We start from the raw sequence: 20,824 nt of genomic DNA on the forward strand, positions 1-20,824 counted from the left end.
ATGCACATCGCTCAGGAGGCGCAGGAGCGCCACGTCCTCACCATCACGGTCGACAACGAAGCGGGCATTCTCGCCAAGATCGCCGGCCTGTTCACCGCGCGCGGCTACAATATCGACAGCCTGACCGTGGCCGACATCACCGATGGCCACGACGTCAGCCGCATCACCATCGTGACGCACGGCCCCCCGCCGGTCATCGACCAGATCCGCGCGCAGCTTGAACGACTGGTACCGGTGCACAAGGTCACCGACCTCACCGAAGTGGGCCCCTTCGTCGAGCGTGAACTGGCGCTGGTCAAGGTGTCCGGCAAGGGCGAGAACCGCGTCGAGGCGCTGCGCCTGGCTGACGTATTCCGCGCCAAGGTGGTCGATACCACGACCTCGAGCTTCATTTTCGAACTCACCGGGGCGCCCGACAAGATCGACAGCTTCGTCAGCCTGATGAAGGAACTCGGCCTCGTCGAAGTTGGACGCACCGGCATCGTCGGCATGATCCGCGGCGCCACCGCCGCCTGAATTTCACCGCTTATCCTTTCACGAATTCATCAAAGATTGGGAACGACATGAAGGTCTATTACGACGCAGACTGCGATCTGAACCTCATCACCGACAAGAAGATCGCGATCCTCGGCTATGGCTCGCAGGGCCATGCCCACGCGCAGAACCTGCGCGATTCGGGCGTCAAGGACGTGGCGATCGCGCTGCGCCCGGGTTCGGCCAGCGCCAAGAAGGCCGAAGCTGCCGGCTTCAAGGTTCTGGCAAATGCCGATGCTGCTGCATGGGCCGACATTCTGATGATCCTGGCACCGGACGAGCATCAGGCCGCGATCTATGCCGATGACCTTCATGCCAACATGAAGCCTGGTGCGGCACTGGCATTTGCGCACGGCCTCAACATCCACTTCGGCCTGATCGAAGCGCGCGCCGACATCGATGTGATCATGATTGCGCCGAAGGGCCCTGGCCACACCGTGCGCAGCGAATACCAGCGTGGCGGCGGCGTGCCCTGCCTGATCGCGGTGCATCAGAACGTGACCGGCAACGCCCATGACGTTGCACTCGCCTATGCCTCGGGCGTCGGCGGTGGCCGCAGCGGCATCATCGAAACCAACTTCCGCGAAGAATGCGAGACCGACCTCTTCGGCGAGCAGGCCGTCCTGTGCGGTGGCACCACCGCGCTGATCCAGGCCGGTTTCGAAACACTGGTCGAAGCCGGCTATGCACCGGAAATGGCCTACTTCGAATGCCTCCACGAACTGAAGCTGATCGTCGACCTGCTTTATGAAGGCGGCATCGCGAACATGCGCTACTCGATCTCGAACACCGCCGAATACGGCGACATCAAGACCGGTCCGCGCATCATCACTGAAGAGACCAAGAAGGAAATGAAGCGGGTTCTCGCCGACATTCAGTCGGGCCGCTTCGTGAAGGACTTCGTGCTCGACAACCGCGCCGGCCAGCCCGAGCTGAAGGCCGCCCGCGGTCTCGCCAAGCGCCACCAGATCGAGGAAACCGGTGCAAAGCTGCGTGCGATGATGCCGTGGATCGGAGCGAACAAGCTGGTCGATCAGTCGAAGAACTGATCTTCCCAATCAATTCGGAACTTTTGGAAAGGGCGGCTTCGGTCGCCCTTTCTTTTAGCGAACGACAGGCATCGACGAATGCAGTGGACGACAGAAATGTGATCTATATCACTCCGATCTGGAGAAAATGATCACACGATTCCGCCTTGTACCCCGGCTGACGCTTTGTGCCGCCGCGTTTTGCCTTGATGCCGGGCCAGTTCTTGCCGCGGCCAAGGATATGGCGCAGCGGCCGATACCCCCCGTTGTCAGGACCGAAGCCGGATTGGTCGACACCTGCGGGCAGCGTTCTGCGCAAAAGCTGGTTGGCGCGATGTTTTCGCCCCAGTCACAGGCAGCCCTGATCAAGACCATCGGACACGACCGCATCCGCGTGATCCGGCCGGGAGCAATTATCACGCAGGATCGCCGCGAAAATCGCCTCAACCTGATCGTTGATGATGCCGGACGCCTGATGGCGGCGCGCTGCGGATAGCCGCGCAGGCTTACGCTACGACGCCGGGACTTTTACTTGCGTCGATCGTAGCACTTTGGCAACCAAGGCGCTCCTTATCCTCCCCAAGGAGATCCCGATGCCGAAGCTCTCTCGTATGCCACGCCCCCTTTTGCTCGCCCTTCCCCTCGCTCTCGCCGCTGCGGCCGCGCCGATGGTAGCGCAGATGCCGGAGGCCCCTGGCAAGGCCGACAAGGCGCGTGTCGTGGCGGGCTCCTACACTGCCGATACCGGCCACTCACTGGTGGGGTGGCGCGTGAACCATTTCGGCTTCAACGATTACTTCGGCCTGTTCGGCGATGTCTCGGGCACGCTTGACATCGACCCGGCCAATCCCGCCGCTGCCAAGGTTTCGGTCAAGATTCCGGTCAGCAAGGTCATGACGGCCAGCAGCGGACTCACTGCCCACCTGCTCAAGCCGGCAGCTGACGGCAAGCCCGCCGACTTTTTCGGTGCGGCTCCGGCCGACGCGACGTTCGTTTCGACCAGCGTGGCGCCAGGCGCCGATGGCATGAGCGCGAAGATCACTGGCGACCTTACCCTGAATGGCGTGACCAAGCCGGTGACCATTGACGCGACCTTTGCCGGTGCCGGCACCAACCCCTTCAACAAGGCTGCCACGCTCGGCTTCCACGGGAAGGCCACGCTCAAGCGTTCGGACTTCAACGTGAAGTACGGCGTTCCCTTCGTATCCGACGAAGTGAAGCTCGACATCACTGTCGCCTTTGAAAAGAAGTAAGCGTTCAAGGCATCAGCGAAAACGCGGCCCGAAGCTCTTTCACGAAAGCTTCGGGCTGCTCCCACGCGGCGAAGTGCCCACCCTTCTCCTGTTCGCCCCAATAAACCAGCTTAGAGCATGTCCTCTCGAACCACTTGCGCGGGGCCGGGATGATCTCCTTGGGGAACGCGCTGACGGCAACAGGGATGTCGATCTGCACAGGGCTGAAACTGCCGAAACTCTCCCAATATAGACGGGCCGACGATGCGCCCGCAGCAGTCAACCAGTACAACATGAGATTATCGAGAATGTCGTCGCGGCTCAGGGCATCCTCGGCACGCCCGGCATTGTCGGTCCAGGCCCACATCTTCTCGTAAATCCAGCCCGCGAGGCCCACAGGCGAATCCACCAATCCGTAGCCGACCGTCTGAGGGCGGGTGGATTGCTGCTTGGAGTAGCCTGAATCCCACTCCTGATAATGTTGCAAACGCTCGAGCGCCTTCATCTCGTCGGGGCCGGGCGCGGCCATATCCTCGGGCAGCGGTCTTGCGATCGGCATGTTGAGATGGATGCCGGCGCATCCTTCGACCTTCAGCGCGCCGAGCGCGGTCGTCACTGCCGAGCCCCAATCGCCACCTTGCGCCAGCCACCTGTCATAGCCGAGCCGCCGCATCAATTCGCCCCAGCTTTGCGCGATCTTCTGAACGCTCCAGCCCTTGACCGTGGGTTTGCCAGAGAGCCCGTAGCCTGGCAGGCACGGGATCACGAGATGAAAGGCATCCCGCGCCGCGCCGCCATGCTCCTCCGGCTGGGTCAACGGGGCGATGCAGCGGCGAAACTCGAGGATCGAGCCAGGCCAGCCGTGGGTCAGGAGCAAAGGCCGCGCGCCTGCGTGGGGCGAGCGTACGTGCAGGAACCGGATGATTACGCCATCGATCTCGGTTTCGAACATGCCCCAGTCGTTGAGCTTCTGCTGGCAAGCGTACCAATCATATTCATGACGCCAGTAGGCGACAAAATCCTGCAGTGCGGCGAGCGGCACGCCTTGCGACCAATCGTCAACCGTTTCCCTCTCCGGCCACCGCGTCATGTCGATGCGCCGGTTCAGGTCTTCGATCGCGGCTTGCGGTATCTCGACGGTGAATGGCGCAATATTCATGGCTCTTCTCTCCCGGTCTGCTTGCATTCATTCTGGACAAGTGGCCTGCGATTCACCATAGGCTTGTGGCATGACCGCTCGACTGGACCTTACCCTGCGACTTATCCGCCCTTGGGCGTGAGCTGACGCGCGGGGACTCCCGGCGCGCACGGCGCCCAGGGGATCAGAAGCTCAACCGCCAAAATCCAGAAAATTCGAGTGCACTCTCATGACCATGCTCAAGAACCCTTCGGCCAAGTACCGTCCGTTCCCGCAGATCGACCTGCCCAACCGCCAATGGCCCGGCCGTACGATCACCAAGGCGCCGCGTTGGCTTTCAACCGACATGCGCGACGGCAACCAGTCGCTGATCGATCCCATGGACGCGGAAAAGAAGAGCCGGTTCTTCGACCTTCTGCTCAAGGTTGGGCTGAAGGAAATCGAAGTCGGCTTCCCGTCGGCCGGGGCCACCGAGTATGATTTCATCCGGGGCCTGGTCGATTCCGGCCGCATCCCCGATGACGTCTTCGTGCAGGTCCTCACCCAGTCGCGCGAAGACCTGATCAAGACCTCGTTCGAAAGCCTGGCCGGAGCCAAGCAGGCGATCGTCCACGTCTACAACGCGGTTTCGCCGCTGTGGCGGAACGTGGTGTTCGGCATGGACCAAAAGGACGTGCGCGAGATCGCCATTGCCGGGGCCAAGCACTTGCGTGATCAGGCTGCTCGTTTCCCGCAGACCGACTGGCACTTCGAGTACAGCCCGGAGACTTTCTCCACCGCCGAACTCGATTTCAGCATCGAGTGCTGCGAGGCCGTGATGGAGATTCTCCAGCCGACGACGGACAAGCCGATCATCCTGAACCTGCCGGCGACGGTCGAGGCGGCGACGCCCAACATCTACGCCGACCAGATCGAGTACTTCTGTCGCAACCTGCCGAACCGCGATCGTGCAGTGATCAGCCTGCACACCCACAACGATCGGGGCACTGGTGTCGCTGCGGCCGAGCTCGGCCTCATGGCTGGGGCCGATCGCGTCGAGGGGTGTCTTTTCGGCAATGGCGAGCGCACCGGCAACTGCTGCCTCGTCACCGTCGGCCTCAACATGTACACGCAGGGGATCGACCCTGAACTGGACTTCTCGGACATCGACGAGGTGATCCAGACGGTCGAATACTGCAACCAGCTGCCTGTCCATCCCCGCCATCCCTATGGCGGCGAATTGGTCTTCACCGCGTTTTCCGGCAGCCACCAGGACGCGATCAAGAAGGGCTTCGCAGCGCAGGAGCAGCGCAACGACGAGCTTTGGGCAATCCCCTACCTGCCAATCGATCCGGCGGATCTCGGCCGCAGCTATGAAGCGGTGATCCGCGTGAATTCGCAGTCCGGCAAGGGCGGCTTTGCCTGGGTGCTCGAACAGGACCAAGGCCTCAAGCTGCCCAAGAAAATGCAGGCGCACTTCTCGCGCCATGTCCAGGAGCTGGCCGACGAACTGGGCCGCGAACTGCAGGCGGCAGACATCTGGGGCGTGTTCCGCAAGGCCTATCGACTCGATGCGCCGCAGCACTTCCAGCTGGTCGACTATGAGGAGGCGCGGGGCCCTGATGGCACACGCATCTTCGCCGGCAAGATCGAAGTCGATGGCAAGGTCCAGTCGGTATCCGGACGCGGCAACGGCCTGATCTCCTCGGTCGTCGCCACGCTCAAGGACGGCTTCGGAGTCGAGATCGACATCACCGACTATTCCGAGCATGCGATGGGTGCCGGCAGCAATGCCCGCGCCGCAGCCTACGTCGAATGCAAGACCGCCGATGGCCGCACGATCTGGGGCGTCGGTATCGATGAGGACGTGGCGACCGCTTCGGTTCGCGCGGTTCTCAGCGCAGCAAACGCTGCTGCATGAGCGCTAAATGGGCGGCCTCCGCGGCCGCCCGTTCAACCGATCGCTTAAATACCCGCTTGCCCGCGCAGATCCTTGCGCCATAGTCTGCCCGTGCCCGCAAGAGGCGCGCAACGGGACAGGACTTTATGGCCGACGAAGCGATTCTCGAACCCGACCTGCCGATCATTGATCCGCATCACCATCTGTGGGACTTGCGCCCGCTGATCGCGGCTTTCCCGCAGCCCCGCCATCCTTTCATCGAGACGCTGACGCACTCGGCCTATTACACGTTCGACCAGCTGCTGGCCGATGCGCGTGGTGGCCATAACGTGGTAGCCACGGTCTACATGGAATGCGGCGCCTTCTACCGCGCCAATGCGGAACCCGCGATGAAGCCGGTGGGCGAAGTCGAGTTTGTGAACGGCATCGCCGCACAAGGTGCGAGCGGCCTTTACGGAAACTTCCGCCCTTGTGCCGCGATCATCGGCCATGCCGACTTGCAATTGGGCGATGCAGCACGTCCTGTCCTCGAAGCGCTCGCGCAGGCAGGTAACGGGCGATTTCGCGGCATTCGCCACCAGGGCGCCTGGGATGCCAATCCTGACGTACTCGGGCCGCCGTTCCATGCGCCGCCTGAGCTTTATCTATCGGATAAGTTCCGCGAAGGCTTCCGCCACCTCGGCGAGCTTGGCCTCACTTTCGATGCCTGGCTGCTGGAGCCGCAACTGGGTGATGTGCTCAGCCTTGCCCGCGCGTTTCCGGACCAGCCGATCTGCCTCGATCACTGCGGCACCCCGCTCGGCACCGCAAGCTATCACGGCAGGCTGCACGAGCGCTTCGATGGCTGGCGGAGCATGATCCGGCAGATTGCCGAATGCCCTAATGTCACGATCAAGCTTGGCGGTCTTGCCATGTCGTTCTGCGGACTTCCCGAGCAAGGCCCGATGGCGGGGCTGTCCTCGGAGACACTGGCAGCCATGTGGCGCCCCTATATCGAAACCTGCATCGAAGCCTTCGGGCCGGAGCGCGCGATGTTCGAAAGTAATTACCCCGTAGACAAGTGGGGCGCCAGCTACACCGTGCTGTGGAATGCCTTCAAGCGACTGGCCCATGACGCGTCCGAGAGTGACAAACGCGCGCTTTTTGCTGGCACTGCCGCCCGCTTCTACGGCATTGAGGACATGCTCCCCTAGACAGGCGACGTGTCATCACCTAGCACTTTAACTGCTCGATTAAGAACCTTGTGAAGGACACGCGCTGAATGCCCCTGCCCCCGCTGTTCGCAAACCTGCGTCTGCCGGTTATCGCGTCGCCCCTGTTCATCATCTCCTGCCCGGAACTGGTCATCGCCCAGTGCAAGGCAGGCATTGTCGGATCGTTCCCGTCGCTCAACGCGCGCCCGATCAGCCAGCTCGACGAATGGCTGCATCAGATTACCGAGGAACTTGCCGCCCACAACCGCGCCAACCCTGACCGCCCGGCTGCCCCGTTTGCCGTGAACCAGATTGTCCACAAGACCAACAACCGCCTCGACGAAGACATGGCGCTCTGTGCAAAGTGGCAGGTGCCGATGCTCATCACCTCGCTGGGCGCGCGCGAGGATGTCTACAACGCAGCCCATGGCTGGGGCGGCATTGTCCTGCACGACGTCATCAATGATCGCTTCGCCCGCAAGGCAATCGAGAAAGGTGCCGATGGCCTCATCCCGGTTGCCGCAGGCGCTGGTGGCCATGCGGGGGCGCAATCGCCTTTTGCACTGATGCAGGAAATCCGCGAATGGTTCGATGGACTCGTCGCACTTTCGGGCGCGATTGCCCATGGGCGTTCGGTGCTTGCCGCACAGGCGCTTGGTGCTGACTTTGCCTATATCGGCTCTGCCTGGATCGCGACCGTGGAAGCCAATGCCAATGCGGCCTACAAGCAGGCCATCGTGGACAGCCGGGCCGACGATATTGTCTACTCGAACCTCTTCACCGGCGTTCACGGCAACTATCTGCGCTCCTCGATCGTCAACGCAGGGCTCGATCCCGATAACCTACCCGAGAGTGACCCGAGCAAGATGAATTTCGGATCGGGCGGCAATACCGACGCCAAGGCCTGGAAGGATATCTGGGGTTCCGGCCAGGGCATCGGTGCCGTCACCGCTGTCGAACCGGTCGCAAGCCGCGTGGACCGGCTCGAGCAGGAATATCGCGAGGCAGCAGCAAGACTGACGGAGAACTCTGCCGCGTTCCTGCGTTGATTCAGGTCTAGTTCGCTCGCGCCACGACTGCCGTATCTGTCCAGAACAGCTGGGCCATGTCGTCGAGATGGCTGAAATCGAGCGACGGGTCGCGCGTGTTCAATGGCATGCGCGACCAATTGCGTGGATCAAGAAAGCGCCTGCGCAACGCGCGCTGCAGCAAGTCAAAGCGCATCAGGGCGGTGAAATCGGCCGTTGCCGAACCCTTGCGTCGTGCAAGAGACCAATCCGCTTCGATCTGACCGATTCGCTCGATTACCAGCTCGTTATAGGCACGGTGCGGGCCGCGATGAAGTGGCAACCCTGCGCGCAGCGCCGCGTGTTCGGACCCGGGCAACAATTGGCCGTTGCGGCGGAAGTCGTGAATCCCGATTCGTTCGTGGCCAAGCGTATCGATCATTCTCCGGAAGGCCGGAAGACTCAGAACCTGACGGGGAACGAGGTGATGGCGCTGCTGGTCCGGGCAATATCCTGCCTGGCCAGGGATATTCACGCTGCCGAACGGCAGAGAGGCCCTTTCAGGTTGAAATTGGTTCCGTTTCAGTCGCACCGGGCAAGGATAGGACTGCCGGACTCCGCCTCAAGACTGACTGCCCCCGTTCCGGCAAGAATTGCCCGTGTCGGCTGCAGAACGGGGCCATGGGCGACCAGCCAATCAACCAGCCGAACAGCGGTGCGAGCCAGCAGCGACGGATCTGCAGAATTGCCTGCTTTCAGGATAAATTCCTGCCCCATCAACAGATTAAGCCCGCGAGACGCCATCGAGCCATCGTCCAGGCGATACATTGCGACAAAGGCTGGAGCCGGGAAAGGTCCGCCCTCCAGCCATGGCAACACGGCTTGCCTGAATAATCCCGGTTTTAGAACCAGATGGGCGGGAATCCACGAAATCCCTTCCGCCTGGCTCAATTGCGCAAGCTCAGTCAGAAGCATCGCCGCGACTCGGATGACCGGCAAGAGGCCGCCGGCACCTGCGAGGTGTGGCCCAGGTGCAAGCGTCAGCCATCGCATCTCGCCAAGATCCGGTTGGGCAAGACCAAGGGCAGTAGCGATGGGTGGTGCCGCTGCAGGTGGCCCGTCCTTCAAACCGTGCAGATCGAAGGTCAGTCCGCTGGCGAGCAGTTCCACCCAGCCTTCCGAGGCATCGGGCACGTGGGATGCCGAATATCCGAAGCCACGCTCCGGGCCAGCCAGAATATCGGCGAGGGCTGGCAGCATTTCGGCCCTGTAAAGAAGGGCTGCAATGGGTGCGCAAACTGCAGACCGGTCACTCGCGTCCACTTGCCCACCTTTCAGCCACGGCCCAAATTTGCACAGTCCTCCGGATGCGTCGAGTCACGCTGCATCCGGGAAAGCTTGGTTTTGGTCCATAAGCTCGAAAGCTTTAGAAAACTCCCAATGCGAGACCCGCCGCCAAAGCCCGTCCAAGATTTCGGCAATCGTGCAATAGTGCCTCAGGCACGCGCTTAGGGCCAAGGATCTCTTCGGGCGTCTGTGCGCCTGTTTTAACGATCAGAGGTTCTGCCGCCCGCCTGAGCCGCCACCCGGTCACAATACGATCAAGCTGACGTTCCGCGCCGCTTCCGTCCGTGCCGGCTGCAATCATGGCCGCATAGGCCCGGCCCTCAATCCTGCCGAGCAAAGGGTAATAGCACCGATCGAAGAATGCCTTCATCTCCCCGGTCATCGAACCCAGGTTCTCGGGGCAACAGAACAGATAGCCCGCCGCACCGAACAGGTCCTCGGGTACGGCGGAAGCGGCCTCGATCAATCGATAGGCACCTTCGGTTTCAGCCCCGCTGGCGGCGGCCTCGGCCATCGCCCGCGCAGTGCCAGTGCGGCTGTGCCAGATGATCGCGAGGCCACCTGTCATCGCTTAGCAGCCATCCCCGCCAGTGCCGGGCACACCGATGGCGCCGCCGATCGCGCCCCCCAGCAAGCCGCCCAGCCCTTTCTTCTTGGGCTTGCATTGCGGCTTGGGCGCATCCTGCTGGCTCGCGGCGGCCCCTCCAAAGCCTTCTACCCCGACAAGGAAGCCTGTGCTGGACCGATGGCGGATACGCGCCGTCCATTCCGGCACCCATTTGGCCTTCGGATCTGCCGGACGAGGAGGATAGGCGAAGGATTCTTCCGGCCCATAGGCATGGAGCGTTCCGAACATGTAGTCAGGCGCCGCCGCCTTGACTTCTGCAGGGACACTGCACGTTGTGGTCTGCGGAGACATGACCGTCTTTTCGGCCACCAGTTTCGCAACCGTCGACGGTGCCAGCCAATCCGACAATCCTCCGCCGAATTGACGCGTGGCGCTCGACGACCACCATACGATGTCCACCATGTCCTGACCCTTGGGCGCCTGCTTCCCGCCGATGATCATCGCATAGTAGCCTGTGGCGTCGGGAACTGCACCCCAACGCAGCAAGGTGGCGCCAGTGCCCATTGCGCTATTCGAGGCGTTGAGTGGGGCCATGAAGTCCTTGGCCAGGTTGAACGCCAGTTCCGGCGAGTAGTTCGAAACGACACGGTGAGCGCCGATGAGGGATGAATCCGGCTTGGCGGACTTGCCGTCATCGCTCGGCCATGTGCCGTAGGTCCTCGCCGACGAAGGCGAGACCCAGCGGTCGATCGGGACGGCCGTGGTCCATAGGCCCGGGGGGATCTGCCCCGCGGCAAGCTTGCTGAAATCGATGACTACCGGCTGACCCTTCGGCGCGTGTTCGCCGCAGCCCCAGAAGATCAGCATTCGGCCCTTGGGTCGCTGGAACTCCGTCGTTCCCGGTTCGGCGGGCTTGCTGACAGGTGTCTTGAGCAGCACCGATTTCCCGAGCTTGGCGCCGGCCGGCATGAAGTGTTCGGCTTTCGGCTTGCCGTCCGCTGCCGCACGGGACGTTCCGAGATCGAGCCACAGCATGTGCTGGGCCTTTGGCGTCCCTCCCATGGCCATCGCCAGGGCCGCGCCAGCACCGCCACTGCCAGCGCCCATGCCGCCAAACCCCGACATCGTCTCGGCACGCATCTCGTATCTGGCAACGGGAGCGGTCGCCTGTTGCGCCACGACTCCAGCAGCAACACCGCCAAGCGTCAGTCCGCTTGCAATCACGTAACCGGTCATCACACGCATTCCTGCATCCTCCTCAAGGACTTGCGGCAGACAACCGCCGCGACGGATTCGATGCGACCTTATGCGTCGGGGGCTCTTGCTGGCCGGTGCGCCACCGCACACTCCCTTCCCCTTTCCGCAGGGAGCCCCATGGTATAGCGCAAGATCATGATTCCGGTCACTGCGATAACACGATCTCTTTCGGGCCAGGCCTGGCGCTGGCGCGGAGGCAACATGGACTTTGGGCAAAGCGGCAGTGCCCGAGACGGCGAGGAGGCCATTGTTACCCAATTGCTGCTTTCGCGTGGCGTCTCGCCCGATGATCTCGAACGCCATCGCCGCCCGACTTTGCGCGATTTCCTGCCCGATCCTTCGCTGTTCCGGGACATGGACGAAGCAGCCCGCCGCATCGCCGATGCCATCCAGCGCAACGAGCAGATCACGATTTACGGGGACTACGACGTCGACGGCGCGACCAGCGCAGCGCTGCTGATCCTGCTGCTGCGAGGTCTCGGCGTGAGCGCAGGCCACTATATCCCCGACCGCCTGCTCGAAGGCTACGGCCCTTCAGGCGAAGCGCTCGTCCGTCTGGCCCAGCAAGGTAGCGACCTGATCGTCACCGTCGATTGCGGAGCGATGGCGCACGAGGCGCTTGAGGCGGCAGCGCAGGCCGGGGTCGACGTGATCGTTGTCGACCATCACAAATGCCCGCCCGAACTGCCCCGGACAGTCGCCCTGGTTAATCCGAACCGGCTCGACGAATGTGACGACGCCGCCGCGCATGGCCATCTTGCCGCAGTGGGCGTTGCCTTCCTCCTGGCCGTTGCCATCGTCCGCGAACTGCGGGGGCGCGGATATTTCGAAGGCCGCAAGGCGCCAGACCTCATGGGCCTGCTCGATCTCGTTGCACTCGGCACCGTAGCCGACGTGGCCCAGCTAAAGGGCCTCAACCGCGCGCTGGTAGCTCAGGGCCTGAAGATCATGGCGCGACGCGAAAATATTGGCCTGTCGGCGCTGATTGACGCCAGTCGCCTGTCGCGCGCGCCCACATGCAGTGACCTCGGCTTTGCACTGGGCCCGCGAATCAACGCAGGCGGCCGCGTGGGTGAAGCAACGCTCGGAGTGCGCCTGCTGACAACGCAGGACCCGGATGAGGCTCGAGAAATTGCGGCGCAGCTGTCTCGGCTCAATGAGGAACGGCGCGCGATCGAGCAGGAAGTGCAGGAAGCGGCCGAAGCACAGATCGCCGCGCAGCATAACCGTGCGGTCATGGTTCTGGCCGGGCGCGGCTGGCACCCCGGCGTGATCGGCATCGTGGCCGGGCGAATCAAGGAAAAGACCGGCAAGCCCTCGCTGGTGATCGCGCTTGATGCTGACGAAGCAGGCATGGGCAAAGGCTCGGGCAGATCCATCGCCGGGGTGGACCTGGGCGCTGCAATCATAGCCGCGCGCGAGGCCGGACTGCTCGTGGCAGGGGGCGGGCATGCCATGGCTTGCGGCCTGACGATCGATCCGTCGCGGCTCAATGCTCTGGCAGACTGGCTGGACGAGCGACTCGCGCGCGATGTAACCGGGGCACGAGGCGCTCAATCGCTACTGCTGGATCTGTCGCTGGCGCCCGGCGGCCTGCGCCCCTCGCTGGTCGAAACCCTAGAGGCGGCCGGCCCCTTCGGAATAGGCTGGCCCGGCCCGCGTGTAGCAGTTGGTCCGGTAAGACTGGTGAAATGCGATCTCGTCGGCGCCGATCACGTGCGCATGGTGGCCGCAGGCGCCGACGGCAACTCCTTCAAGGCGATCGCCTTCCGCGCGGCGCAAAGCGAAATGGGCCAGACGCTGCTGCACGGTTCGCGAGGCCGACAGTTCTGGCTGGCGGGGCGTGCAAAGATCGATGACTGGGGCAGCCGCCCCGCCGCGGAACTCCATGTGGAGGACGCTGCATTCGCCGACTGAAATTTTTCTGCAATTCGCCGCTTGACGCCCCGCCATCCTCCCCTTAGAGGCGCGGACCTGCCCAGCGGCGCAAGCCCAGTGGCCCCTTCGTCTAGCGGTCAGGACGCGGCCCTTTCACGGCTGAAACACGGGTTCGATTCCCGTAGGGGTCACCACTTGCTTCCCTCCTTCGGGAGGTGAAGCGGCAGCGCAACGCCAAGGCCTTCCAGCGGAATGGCCCCTTCGTCTAGCGGTCAGGACGCGGCCCTCTCACGGCTGAAACACGGGTTCGATTCCCGTAGGGGTCACCACCGTTCGTGGTGGGAATTTCAAATTCATCGGCACACGCGTCGCAAAGACCAAATGTGACATTGCACGCCGCGCGCTTGCGCGCCCCACCTGCTCTCGCCTATCCGCGCTGCAACGAAGCCGACACATGGATCGGCGATTCGCGGGCAACAACAATCCACACGGCATGATTCGATGAAGGGTTTGTCGCTGCCACTCCCCAGCATATTCGTTGCGCTCTGCGCAGCCGTCGTGATGTTTTTGGGCGGCACCGGATTCTGGATGTCGCTCGCTGTGCTTGTCGTCTGGCTGGCAACACTGTGGCTGGCACGCCCCGAACCGGTGGTCGAGACGCTCGATCGCGACGATGGCAGCGTGTCGCGTCAGGCGATGATCGAACTGGTCGAGCCGTTCGGCCTTCCTGTTCTCATGCTTGATGGCCAGCGCATCGCCGCGGCCAATGCCGCTGCGCGAGAGGAACTGGGCGCGCATATCGTCGGGCAGGATGCCCGCGTGGCATTGCGCCATCCAGAAGCCATCAACCTGCTCAAGAAGCCGCAGGGCCGCGCACTCGTACGAGGGCTGACGGGCGCACGCTCCATCTGGCAGGTAAGCCGCGTGCCGATCGACGAGCGGTTCTCGCTGATCGAAATGGTCAACCGCACCGCCGAAGCCGACATCAGCCGCTCGCATACCGATTTCGTCGCCAACGCCAGTCATGAGCTGCGCACGCCGCTCGCCTCGATCATCGGCTATATCGAAACGCTTGCCGATCCCGATGCCAGGGTCGACGAGGCAACGACCGCCAAATTCCACGCAACAGTGCTGCGCGAAGCTCGTCGGCTGCAGAGCCTGGTCGAAGATCTCATGTCGCTCTCGCGGATCGAGGCAGAGAAGCACGAGCTTCCGCGCGATCGCATCGATCTGGGCCAGATGGTGGGCAGCATCGCCAGCGAAACTGCCATGACCGTCGGCGAAGGCCGGGTCGTGGTGCGCGCCGACGAAGGTGTGGTGCTTGGCGATCGTCAGCAACTGGATCAACTTGTCCGCAACCTGATCGACAACGCCTTGAAATATGGTGACCCGACACAGCCAGTCAGTGTCGCCCTTGCCGTCCATGGGAGCGAGGCCGAACTCGTCGTGACCGACAAGGGCGAAGGCATCCACCCAGATCACCTGCCCTACCTGACCCGCCGTTTCTATCGCACCGATCCCGGACGCAGCCGTGCCGCTGGCGGCACGGGCCTTGGTCTCGCCATCGTCAAGCACATCGTGGAACGCCATCGCGGCAAGCTGGATATCGCTTCGACCTTGGGAGTTGGCACAACCGTCACGGTGCGAATCCCGCTGGCGCCGGCGGCGAATGTTTCCGCAGATTGACTGCGCATTTCCAGCCTTGTCATAAACCTGTCATGGAACCGTCGCATTGGGCCCTTGCCAACACGGATGAAGGCCAAAGACCCATGTCGAAGATTCGCACGATTTCGCTTTCCGCTGCTGCCCTTGGCGCGCTTGCCCTGGCCGGCTGCGGAGGCCAGCAAGCCGCTACCCGCGATCAGGTTCGCGCCGTCGGCTCTTCCACCGTCTATCCCTTCGCGAAGGCCGTTGCCGAATCGCTGGCCAAGTCCGATCCTTCGCTGAAATCGCCGATCATCGAATCGACGGGCACAGGCGCCGGCATGAAGCTGTTTTGCGCAGGTGTCGGCGCACAGCACCCCGATATCGAGAATGCGTCGCGCCGCATGAAGAAGTCCGAATTCGAGGACTGCCAGAAGAACGGCGTGAAGGACATTGTCGAAATCCAGGTTGGTCTTGACGGCGTTGCCTTTGCCGAAGCGCAAGGCGGCCCCGGCATCGCGCTGAGCCCGGAAGACGTTTACAAGGCCCTCGCCAAGAACCCCTATGGCAAGCCCAACACCGCCAAGACCTGGAAGGACGTCAATCCTTCGCTGCCGAACGAGCCGATCCTCGTCTACGGCCCGCCGTCGACTTCGGGCACGCGCGATGCCCTCAAGGAACTGATCCTGACCAAGGGCTGCGACGAGAACGCCGAGATGAAGGTGCTCAAGGACAGCGACAAGGACAAGCACGACAAAGTCTGCAGCGAAGTGCGCGATGATGGCGCCTACGTCGACGCTGGTGAAAACGACAACCTGATCGTCCAGAAGATCGAGGCTAACCCGAAGGCCATCGGCATCTTCGGCTATTCCTACCTCGAAGAGAACAAGGGCCGTATCAAGGGCCTGACGATGAAGGGCGTCGAGCCGACCTACGCGACGATCTCGGACTTTTCCTATCCCGGTGCCCGCCCGCTCTACATCTATGTTAAGAAGGCGCACCTCAAGGCAATTCCCGGCCTGCAGGGCTTTGTCACCGAATGGTCAAAGCTGTGGGGCAAGGATGGCGCGCTTGCCAAGCTCGGCATGGTGGTTGCACCTGACGATGTGCTAGCGGGGAGCGCGAAGGCTGTTGCCGACCTGCCGGTCCTTGATGGTTCGCAGCTGAAGTAAGAATTGGAGTAAGTCGGGGGCCATGTCGTCATCCATCCTGCTTTTGCTCGCCTTCGGGTTGAGCCTGTTCGGTTGGCTGGCGGCACGCTCGCGCGCCTGGGCTTTCCGCAAGGCGGCGCCCGGGATGCGCCTCCACTCGCTGCCGAACTTCCACGGCTGGTACGTCGCCCTGTGGATCGGCGTGCCAGCCCTGCTCTTTGCCGTGCTGTGGAACGCGATCAGCCCGACGCTGATCACCGGGCAGGTCCTGGCCGACCCGGCCGCCTCGTTGCTGCCCGGGTTCGGGTTCGAGCGCGAGACGATGCTGGCAGAAGCCAGGGCCGTTGCCGAAGGCCGCGCTTTCGGAGTGTTTAACGAGGAAGCGCAGGGGCTTGTCGCCCCGTTCCGCGCGGCGATCACGCTTTATAACTCCATCGGTCTTGTCGTGACGATCCTCGTCGCCTTTGCCGGTGGCGCATTTGCATTCCTGCGCCTCAAGCCCGATTTTACCGCCCGTACCCGCGTCGAACGCGCGGTCATGGCGCTGCTGCTGATCGCCTCGCTGGTGGCGATCCTGACAACGATCGGGATCATCGTCAGTCTGGTGTTCGAGACCGTGCGCTTCTTCGGCATGGTCTCGCCGCTGGACTTCCTGTTCGGCACGCACTGGTCGCCCGACCCGATGAGTTCAGGCACGCCGGATGGAGCCGATTATGGCGCGATTCCGCTGTTCTGGGGCACGATCTACATCGGCGCGATCATCGCCATGATCGTCGCCATCCCGCTGGGCCTGATGAGCGCGATCTTCCTCACGCAGTATGCCAGCAGCGGCGTGCGCAAGGTGCTGAAGCCGCTGCTCGAAATCCTCGCCGGCGTGCCCACGGTGGTCTACGGCTATTTCGCGGCTCTCACCGTTGCCCCGATGGTGCGCGACGCAGCGCAGGCCATCGGCATATCCAGCGCATCGACCGAAAGCGCCGTGGCTGCGGGCCTTGTCATGGGCGTGATGATCATCCCGTTCGTCTCCTCGATGGCCGACGATTCCATCGCCGCCGTGCCGCAGGCCATGCGCGACGGCAGTCTTGCGATGGGTGCGACCACTTCGGAAACGATCCGCAAGGTGCTGATCCCCGCTGCCCTGCCCGGCATCGTCGCCGGCGTGATGCTCGCGGTCAGCCGCGCCATCGGCGAAACCATGATCGTCGTCATGGCTGCAGGCGCTTCAGCCAACCTTACCGCCAACCCGTTTGAAAGCATGACCACCGTGACGTTCCAGATCGTCGCCATGCTGACCGGCGAAGGCAGCTTCGACCATCCCGCAACACTTTCTGCGTTTGCGCTCGGCATGGTCCTGTTCCTTGTCACCCTCACGCTGAACTTCATCGCCCTGCGCGTGGTGAAGCGCTACCGCGAAGCTTATGAGTGAGCCTGCGATGACCGAGACCACTTCAGACGTGCAGGCGCGCAGGCGGGCGCTGATGGACAAGGGGCTGGCGAAGCGCCGCGCCGCCGACAGGCGCTTTCGCTGGCTCGGTTTTGTCGCTGTCGCCTTTTCGGCGCTGATGCTGGCATTCCTGCTGATCAACATGAGCTCGGCGGGCATTGCCGGTTTCCAGCGCAGCGAAGTGCGATTCGACATTCCGCTGGCGGGCTCGATGCAGATCGACGCCAAGCGCCTTGCCCAGCCCGATCCCATGGGCGGGCTGGAACTTGCAGGGCTGGAGAAGGTCGTCGGCAATGCTGCGAAGACCGCGCTCGGCCCCGAAGCCGACGACCTTGTCGGCCAGGGTGCCTGGCGCGAGGTCGCAACTGCCATTATCGCGGATCCCTCGCTGTTGGGCAGCACCTACAGCGCCTCGCTCCCTGCGAGCGACGACCTTGCTTCTGCACAGCGCGGCGAAGGTGAACCGGGAATGCAGCAGCTTGCCGTGAAGCTGGCAAGCGAAGGCAAGCTGGTCCGCGTGTTCGACAAGGGCTTCCTGAGCCGGTCGGATGCCACCAGTCCGCAGTCAGTAGGCATCTGGGGCGCCCTCAAGGGCTCGATCCTGACGATGTTCATCACGCTCGTCCTGGCCTTCCCGGTGGGCGTGCTGTCGGCTCTTTACCTCGAAGAATATGCGCCGAAGAACCGCTGGACCGAATGGATCGAGATTTCGATCAACAACCTGGCGGCAGTGCCATCGATCATCTTCGGCCTGCTTGGCCTTGCCGTGTTCCTGGCCATCTTCCCGCACTACCGCTCGGCCCCGCTGATCGGCGGCATGACGCTGGCGCTGATGACCATGCCGGTCATCGTGATCTCCGGCCGCAATGCGATCAAGGCAGTGCCGCCGTCGATCCGGGATGCCGCGCTCGCCATCGGGGCCAGCAAGGTGCAGGTGGTGTTCAACCACGTGCTGCCTCTCGCCCTGCCCGGTATTCTCACCGGCACGATCATTGGCATGGCCCGTGCGCTGGGCGAAACCGCGCCACTGCTGATGATTGGCATGCGCGCCTTCGTGGCCAGCCCGCCTTCCGGCTTCACCGCGCCTTCCTCGGTGCTGCCGGTACAGATCTTCCTGTGGTCCGACGAGATCGACCGCGGCTTCGTCGAGCGCACCAGCGCGGCGATCGTCGTCCTGCTCGTCTTCCTTCTCCTGATGAACGGTCTTGCGATCTACCTGCGCAACCGTTTCGAAAAGCGGTGGTAAAATGAACGCTGAAGCGATCCAGACTGCAGTGAAGCAGGACGACAAGCGCTACTTCGATGCGCCGTCGAAGATGAGCGCAAAGAACGTCTCGGTGTTCTACGGCGAGAAGCGGGCGATTGACGACGTGTCCATCGAGATTCCGCAGCGCTATGTCACCGCGTTCATCGGCCCGTCGGGCTGCGGAAAGTCCACGTTCCTGCGCACGCTCAACCGCATGAACGACACGATCGCCAGCGCTCGGGTCGAAGGCGATATCCTGCTCGACGGCGAGGACATCTACAAGTCCGGCATGGACGTGGTGCAGCTACGCGCCCGCGTTGGCATGGTATTCCAGAAGCCGAACCCCTTCCCCAAGTCGATCTACGAAAACATCGCCTACGGCCCCAAGATCCACGGCATCACCGGCAGCAAGGCCGAGCTTGACGAGATCGTCGAGCAGTCGCTGCGCCGGGCCGGCCTGTGGGACGAGGTGAAGGATCGCCTGAACGACAGCGGCACCGCGCTCTCCGGGGGGCAGCAGCAGCGCCTGTGCATCGCCCGCGCCATCGCCGTCGATCCCGAAGTCATCCTCATGGACGAGCCTTGCTCGGCACTGGACCCCATCGCCACTGCGCGGATCGAGGAGCTGATCGACGAGTTGCGTGGCCGCTATGCCATCGTCATCGTCACCCATTCAATGCAGCAGGCTGCGCGCGTATCGCAGCGGACGGCGTTCTTCCACCTTGGCAAGATCGTCGAATACGGCAAGACTTCCGATATCTTCACCAATCCGCGCGAGGAACGGACGAAGGACTACATCACCGGACGTTACGGGTAAGGGGAAGACATGGTGGCCGAACATACCGTCAAGGCTTTCGACGAGGACATCACCCGGCTGCGCGGCCTTGTCGCGGAAATGGGCGGCCTTGCTGAACTGTCCGTGTCCGAGGCGATGGATGCGCTGCTGCGTGGCGACCATGACCTCGCCGCCGGCGTAATCGCGCGCGACAAGCGGATCGACCAGCTCGAAGCCGAAGTCGACAAGCTCGCCATCCGCGTCCTTGCCCTGCGCGCGCCCATGGCTGACGACCTGCGCGAAGTCATCGCCGCACTAAAGATCGCTGGCGTGATCGAGCGGATCGGCGATTACGCCAAGAACATCGCCAAGCGCGTCGGCATCATCGAAGGGCGCAAGCGCTTCGAACCGCTGACCCTGATTCCGGCGATGAACGACCTCGCCGCAGAGATGGTTCACGACGTGCTGACAGCGTTCGCCGCGCGCGATCCTGTTGCCGCGGCCGAGATCGTCCAGCGCGATGCCAAGGTCGATGCGTTCTACGATTCGATCTTCCGCAACCTCGTGTCGTTCATGGTCGAAAACCCCGCCACGATCAGCAGCGCTGCCCAGCTCCTGTTCGTCGCACGCAATATCGAGCGCATTGGCGACCATGCCACCAACATCGCCGAAATGGTCTACTATGCCGCCACGGGCATGAACCTGCCGGATCGCGAGGAAGTGCTGCCGCCAGCATGAGGCCCTTTTTGGGGTTTCGTCACAAGGCGGTAACATTGGTCGTGTCTTGGCAAACTGACCGTCAAGGAGGTTTGCGTGCCTGCTCCGAAGTTGCTGCTGGTTGAAGATGACACCGCCCTGGCCGAACTGGTCGAATACCGGTTTCGCGGCGAAGGCTACGACGTGCGCACCACCGACGACGGTGACGAGGCCCTGCTTCTCGCCGCCGAGGATGCCCCCGACCTCGTCCTGCTCGACTGGATGATCGGTGGCACCAGCGGTATTGAAGTATGCCGCCGGCTGCGTCGCAACAAGGAGACGGCGCACGTTCCGATCATCATGCTCACTGCCCGCTCTGACGAGGACGATCGCATCCGCGGGCTTGAGATCGGCGCGGACGATTACGTCACCAAGCCCTTCTCCCCGCGCGAGCTGATCGCCCGCGTGGGCGCAGTCCTGCGCCGGGTGCGCCCGGCCCTGGCTGGTGAGACGATCACGGTCGGCGATCTGTCGCTCGACCCGACAGCACACCGCGTCATGCGTCGCGGCACACCGATGAAGGTCGGTCCGACCGAGTTTCGCCTGCTCAAGCACTTCATGGAACATCCCGGTCGCGTATTCTCGCGCGGACAGTTGCTCGACGCGGTTTGGGGAAGCGGCAGCGACATCGAGCTGCGCACGGTCGACGTCCACATCCGCCGCCTGCGTCAGGCCATTGCCATCCCCGGTGCGGCCGATCCCGTACGGACAGTACGCTCGGCTGGCTATGCTCTGGAGGGCGTTTGA

20 protein-coding genes and 2 tRNA genes are annotated in these 20,824 nt (G+C 63.0%); 17 read left to right on the forward strand and 5 right to left on the reverse strand.

Translation table 11 applies throughout. The features are described 5' to 3' along the window. The 4 genes from ilvN (at position 1) to NJ75_RS02870 (ending at position 2,815) form a co-directional block, all read left to right on the forward strand. Positions 1–516, forward strand: a complete 516-nt coding sequence (gene ilvN, locus NJ75_RS02855) for an acetolactate synthase small subunit (protein ID WP_039331295.1) — start codon at positions 1–3, stop codon at positions 514–516. 47 nt (positions 517–563) lie between these two features. Next, positions 564–1,583, forward strand: a complete 1,020-nt coding sequence (ilvC, locus tag NJ75_RS02860; RefSeq protein ID WP_039331297.1) for a ketol-acid reductoisomerase — start codon at positions 564–566, stop codon at positions 1,581–1,583. A 127-nt stretch (positions 1,584–1,710) separates the two neighbouring features. After that, positions 1,711–2,058 carry an I78 family peptidase inhibitor gene (locus tag NJ75_RS02865; protein WP_039331301.1) on the forward strand — a complete coding sequence of 116 codons (348 nt, stop codon included), beginning with the start codon at positions 1,711–1,713 and terminating at the stop codon, positions 2,056–2,058. A 97-nt stretch (positions 2,059–2,155) separates the two neighbouring features. Beyond that, a complete protein-coding gene (locus NJ75_RS02870) occupies positions 2,156–2,815 on the forward strand; it encodes a YceI family protein (RefSeq protein WP_039331496.1) in 660 nt (219 codons plus the stop codon). Between the two features lie 4 nt (positions 2,816–2,819). Here NJ75_RS02870 and NJ75_RS02875 read toward each other — a convergent pair whose 3' ends face one another. Further along, on the reverse strand, positions 2,820–3,953 hold the full coding sequence (locus tag NJ75_RS02875) for an epoxide hydrolase family protein (RefSeq protein ID WP_039331303.1): 1,134 nt from the start codon (positions 3,951–3,953) through the stop codon (positions 2,820–2,822). Between the two features lie 208 nt (positions 3,954–4,161). Between NJ75_RS02875 and leuA the strand changes: the two genes are divergently transcribed. The 3 genes from leuA (at position 4,162) to NJ75_RS02890 (ending at position 8,053) form a co-directional block, all read left to right on the forward strand. Beyond that, a complete protein-coding gene (gene leuA / locus NJ75_RS02880; RefSeq protein ID WP_039331306.1) occupies positions 4,162–5,832 on the forward strand; it encodes a 2-isopropylmalate synthase in 1,671 nt (556 codons plus the stop codon). A gap of 125 nt (positions 5,833–5,957) precedes the next feature. Beyond that, positions 5,958–7,004 (forward strand): amidohydrolase family protein, encoded by a 1,047-nt coding sequence (locus NJ75_RS02885; RefSeq protein WP_039331307.1) that lies wholly within the window; start codon positions 5,958–5,960, stop codon positions 7,002–7,004. A gap of 68 nt (positions 7,005–7,072) precedes the next feature. Further along, positions 7,073–8,053, forward strand: coding sequence for an NAD(P)H-dependent flavin oxidoreductase (locus NJ75_RS02890; protein ID WP_039331310.1), 981 nt, complete (start codon positions 7,073–7,075; stop codon positions 8,051–8,053). A 7-nt stretch (positions 8,054–8,060) separates the two neighbouring features. Here NJ75_RS02890 and NJ75_RS02895 read toward each other — a convergent pair whose 3' ends face one another. The 4 genes from NJ75_RS02895 to NJ75_RS02910 all read right to left on the reverse strand — a co-directional run bounded on the left by NJ75_RS02895 (position 8,061) and on the right by NJ75_RS02910 (position 11,162). Continuing rightward, positions 8,061–8,603, reverse strand: a complete 543-nt coding sequence (locus NJ75_RS02895; RefSeq protein WP_330217034.1) for an AHH domain-containing protein — start codon at positions 8,601–8,603, stop codon at positions 8,061–8,063. Further along, a complete protein-coding gene (locus tag NJ75_RS02900; protein ID WP_052241887.1) occupies positions 8,594–9,271 on the reverse strand; it encodes a hypothetical protein in 678 nt (225 codons plus the stop codon). Before NJ75_RS02900 ends, NJ75_RS02895 begins: the two co-directional genes overlap by 10 nt. 166 nt (positions 9,272–9,437) lie before the next feature. Then, complete coding sequence (locus tag NJ75_RS02905) at positions 9,438–9,872, reverse strand: flavodoxin family protein (RefSeq protein ID WP_407668272.1); 435 nt, start codon at positions 9,870–9,872, stop codon at positions 9,438–9,440. Between the two features lie 57 nt (positions 9,873–9,929). Continuing rightward, positions 9,930–11,162: a hypothetical protein gene (locus tag NJ75_RS02910; RefSeq protein WP_052241889.1), complete on the reverse strand. Its 1,233-nt coding sequence runs from the start codon at positions 11,160–11,162 to the stop codon at positions 9,930–9,932. A 156-nt stretch (positions 11,163–11,318) separates the two neighbouring features. Here NJ75_RS02910 and recJ point away from each other — a divergent pair, with 156 nt between their 5' ends. The 10 genes from recJ to phoB all read left to right on the forward strand — a co-directional run bounded on the left by recJ (position 11,319) and on the right by phoB (position 20,824). Further along, positions 11,319–13,100, forward strand: a complete 1,782-nt coding sequence (gene recJ / locus NJ75_RS02915) for a single-stranded-DNA-specific exonuclease RecJ (RefSeq protein ID WP_039331318.1) — start codon at positions 11,319–11,321, stop codon at positions 13,098–13,100. An 80-nt stretch (positions 13,101–13,180) separates the two neighbouring features. Next, positions 13,181–13,255 (forward strand) — tRNA-Glu (locus tag NJ75_RS02920). Positions 13,256–13,315: 60 nt separating this feature from the next. Beyond that, positions 13,316–13,390: transfer RNA gene (locus NJ75_RS02925), tRNA-Glu, on the forward strand. A 259-nt stretch (positions 13,391–13,649) separates the two neighbouring features. Then, the gene (locus NJ75_RS02930) at positions 13,650–14,747 is read left to right on the forward strand and encodes a sensor histidine kinase (RefSeq protein WP_236727044.1); all 1,098 of its coding nucleotides are present in this window, start codon (positions 13,650–13,652) and stop codon (positions 14,745–14,747) included. Between the two features lie 83 nt (positions 14,748–14,830). Continuing rightward, the gene (locus NJ75_RS02935) at positions 14,831–15,877 is read left to right on the forward strand and encodes a substrate-binding domain-containing protein (RefSeq protein WP_082013246.1); all 1,047 of its coding nucleotides are present in this window, start codon (positions 14,831–14,833) and stop codon (positions 15,875–15,877) included. A 22-nt stretch (positions 15,878–15,899) separates the two neighbouring features. After that, a complete protein-coding gene (gene pstC, locus NJ75_RS02940; protein ID WP_039331324.1) occupies positions 15,900–17,282 on the forward strand; it encodes a phosphate ABC transporter permease subunit PstC in 1,383 nt (460 codons plus the stop codon). Next, on the forward strand, positions 17,275–18,546 hold the full coding sequence (gene pstA / locus NJ75_RS02945; protein WP_039331325.1) for a phosphate ABC transporter permease PstA: 1,272 nt from the start codon (positions 17,275–17,277) through the stop codon (positions 18,544–18,546). The genes pstC and pstA overlap by 8 nt, the downstream gene beginning before the upstream one ends. A gap of 1 nt (position 18,547) precedes the next feature. Beyond that, the gene (pstB, locus tag NJ75_RS02950; protein WP_039331327.1) at positions 18,548–19,363 is read left to right on the forward strand and encodes a phosphate ABC transporter ATP-binding protein PstB; all 816 of its coding nucleotides are present in this window, start codon (positions 18,548–18,550) and stop codon (positions 19,361–19,363) included. Positions 19,364–19,372: 9 nt separating this feature from the next. Then, positions 19,373–20,059 carry a phosphate signaling complex protein PhoU gene (gene phoU, locus NJ75_RS02955; RefSeq protein ID WP_039331329.1) on the forward strand — a complete coding sequence of 229 codons (687 nt, stop codon included), beginning with the start codon at positions 19,373–19,375 and terminating at the stop codon, positions 20,057–20,059. A gap of 75 nt (positions 20,060–20,134) precedes the next feature. After that, the gene (gene phoB, locus NJ75_RS02960; protein ID WP_039331331.1) at positions 20,135–20,824 is read left to right on the forward strand and encodes a phosphate regulon transcriptional regulator PhoB; all 690 of its coding nucleotides are present in this window, start codon (positions 20,135–20,137) and stop codon (positions 20,822–20,824) included.

This window comes from Novosphingobium subterraneum, assembly GCF_000807925.1.
GTDB lineage: Bacteria > Pseudomonadota > Alphaproteobacteria > Sphingomonadales > Sphingomonadaceae > Novosphingobium > Novosphingobium subterraneum.

What these genes read in the sequence shown, in the direction of transcription:
- ilvN (WP_039331295.1), top strand. Translation starts at nt 1, where the DNA reads ATGCACATCGCTCAGGAGGCGCAGGAGCGCCACGTCCTCACCATCACG.
- ilvC (WP_039331297.1), top strand. Translation starts at nt 564, where the DNA reads ATGAAGGTCTATTACGACGCAGACTGCGATCTGAACCTCATCACCGAC.
- NJ75_RS02865 (WP_039331301.1), top strand. Translation starts at nt 1,711, where the DNA reads ATGATCACACGATTCCGCCTTGTACCCCGGCTGACGCTTTGTGCCGCC.
- NJ75_RS02870 (WP_039331496.1), top strand. Translation starts at nt 2,156, where the DNA reads ATGCCGAAGCTCTCTCGTATGCCACGCCCCCTTTTGCTCGCCCTTCCC.
- NJ75_RS02875 (WP_039331303.1), bottom strand. Translation starts at nt 3,953, where the DNA reads ATGAATATTGCGCCATTCACCGTCGAGATACCGCAAGCCGCGATCGAA.
- leuA (WP_039331306.1), top strand. Translation starts at nt 4,162, where the DNA reads ATGACCATGCTCAAGAACCCTTCGGCCAAGTACCGTCCGTTCCCGCAG.
- NJ75_RS02885 (WP_039331307.1), top strand. Translation starts at nt 5,958, where the DNA reads ATGGCCGACGAAGCGATTCTCGAACCCGACCTGCCGATCATTGATCCG.
- NJ75_RS02890 (WP_039331310.1), top strand. Translation starts at nt 7,073, where the DNA reads ATGCCCCTGCCCCCGCTGTTCGCAAACCTGCGTCTGCCGGTTATCGCG.
- NJ75_RS02900 (WP_052241887.1), bottom strand. Translation starts at nt 9,271, where the DNA reads ATGCTGCCAGCCCTCGCCGATATTCTGGCTGGCCCGGAGCGTGGCTTC.
- NJ75_RS02905 (WP_407668272.1), bottom strand. Translation starts at nt 9,872, where the DNA reads ATGGCCGAGGCCGCCGCCAGCGGGGCTGAAACCGAAGGTGCCTATCGA.
- NJ75_RS02910 (WP_052241889.1), bottom strand. Translation starts at nt 11,162, where the DNA reads ATGACCGGTTACGTGATTGCAAGCGGACTGACGCTTGGCGGTGTTGCT.
- recJ (WP_039331318.1), top strand. Translation starts at nt 11,319, where the DNA reads ATGATTCCGGTCACTGCGATAACACGATCTCTTTCGGGCCAGGCCTGG.
- NJ75_RS02930 (WP_236727044.1), top strand. Translation starts at nt 13,650, where the DNA reads ATGTCGCTCGCTGTGCTTGTCGTCTGGCTGGCAACACTGTGGCTGGCA.
- NJ75_RS02935 (WP_082013246.1), top strand. Translation starts at nt 14,831, where the DNA reads ATGTCGAAGATTCGCACGATTTCGCTTTCCGCTGCTGCCCTTGGCGCG.
- pstC (WP_039331324.1), top strand. Translation starts at nt 15,900, where the DNA reads ATGTCGTCATCCATCCTGCTTTTGCTCGCCTTCGGGTTGAGCCTGTTC.
- pstA (WP_039331325.1), top strand. Translation starts at nt 17,275, where the DNA reads ATGAGTGAGCCTGCGATGACCGAGACCACTTCAGACGTGCAGGCGCGC.
- pstB (WP_039331327.1), top strand. Translation starts at nt 18,548, where the DNA reads ATGAACGCTGAAGCGATCCAGACTGCAGTGAAGCAGGACGACAAGCGC.
- phoU (WP_039331329.1), top strand. Translation starts at nt 19,373, where the DNA reads ATGGTGGCCGAACATACCGTCAAGGCTTTCGACGAGGACATCACCCGG.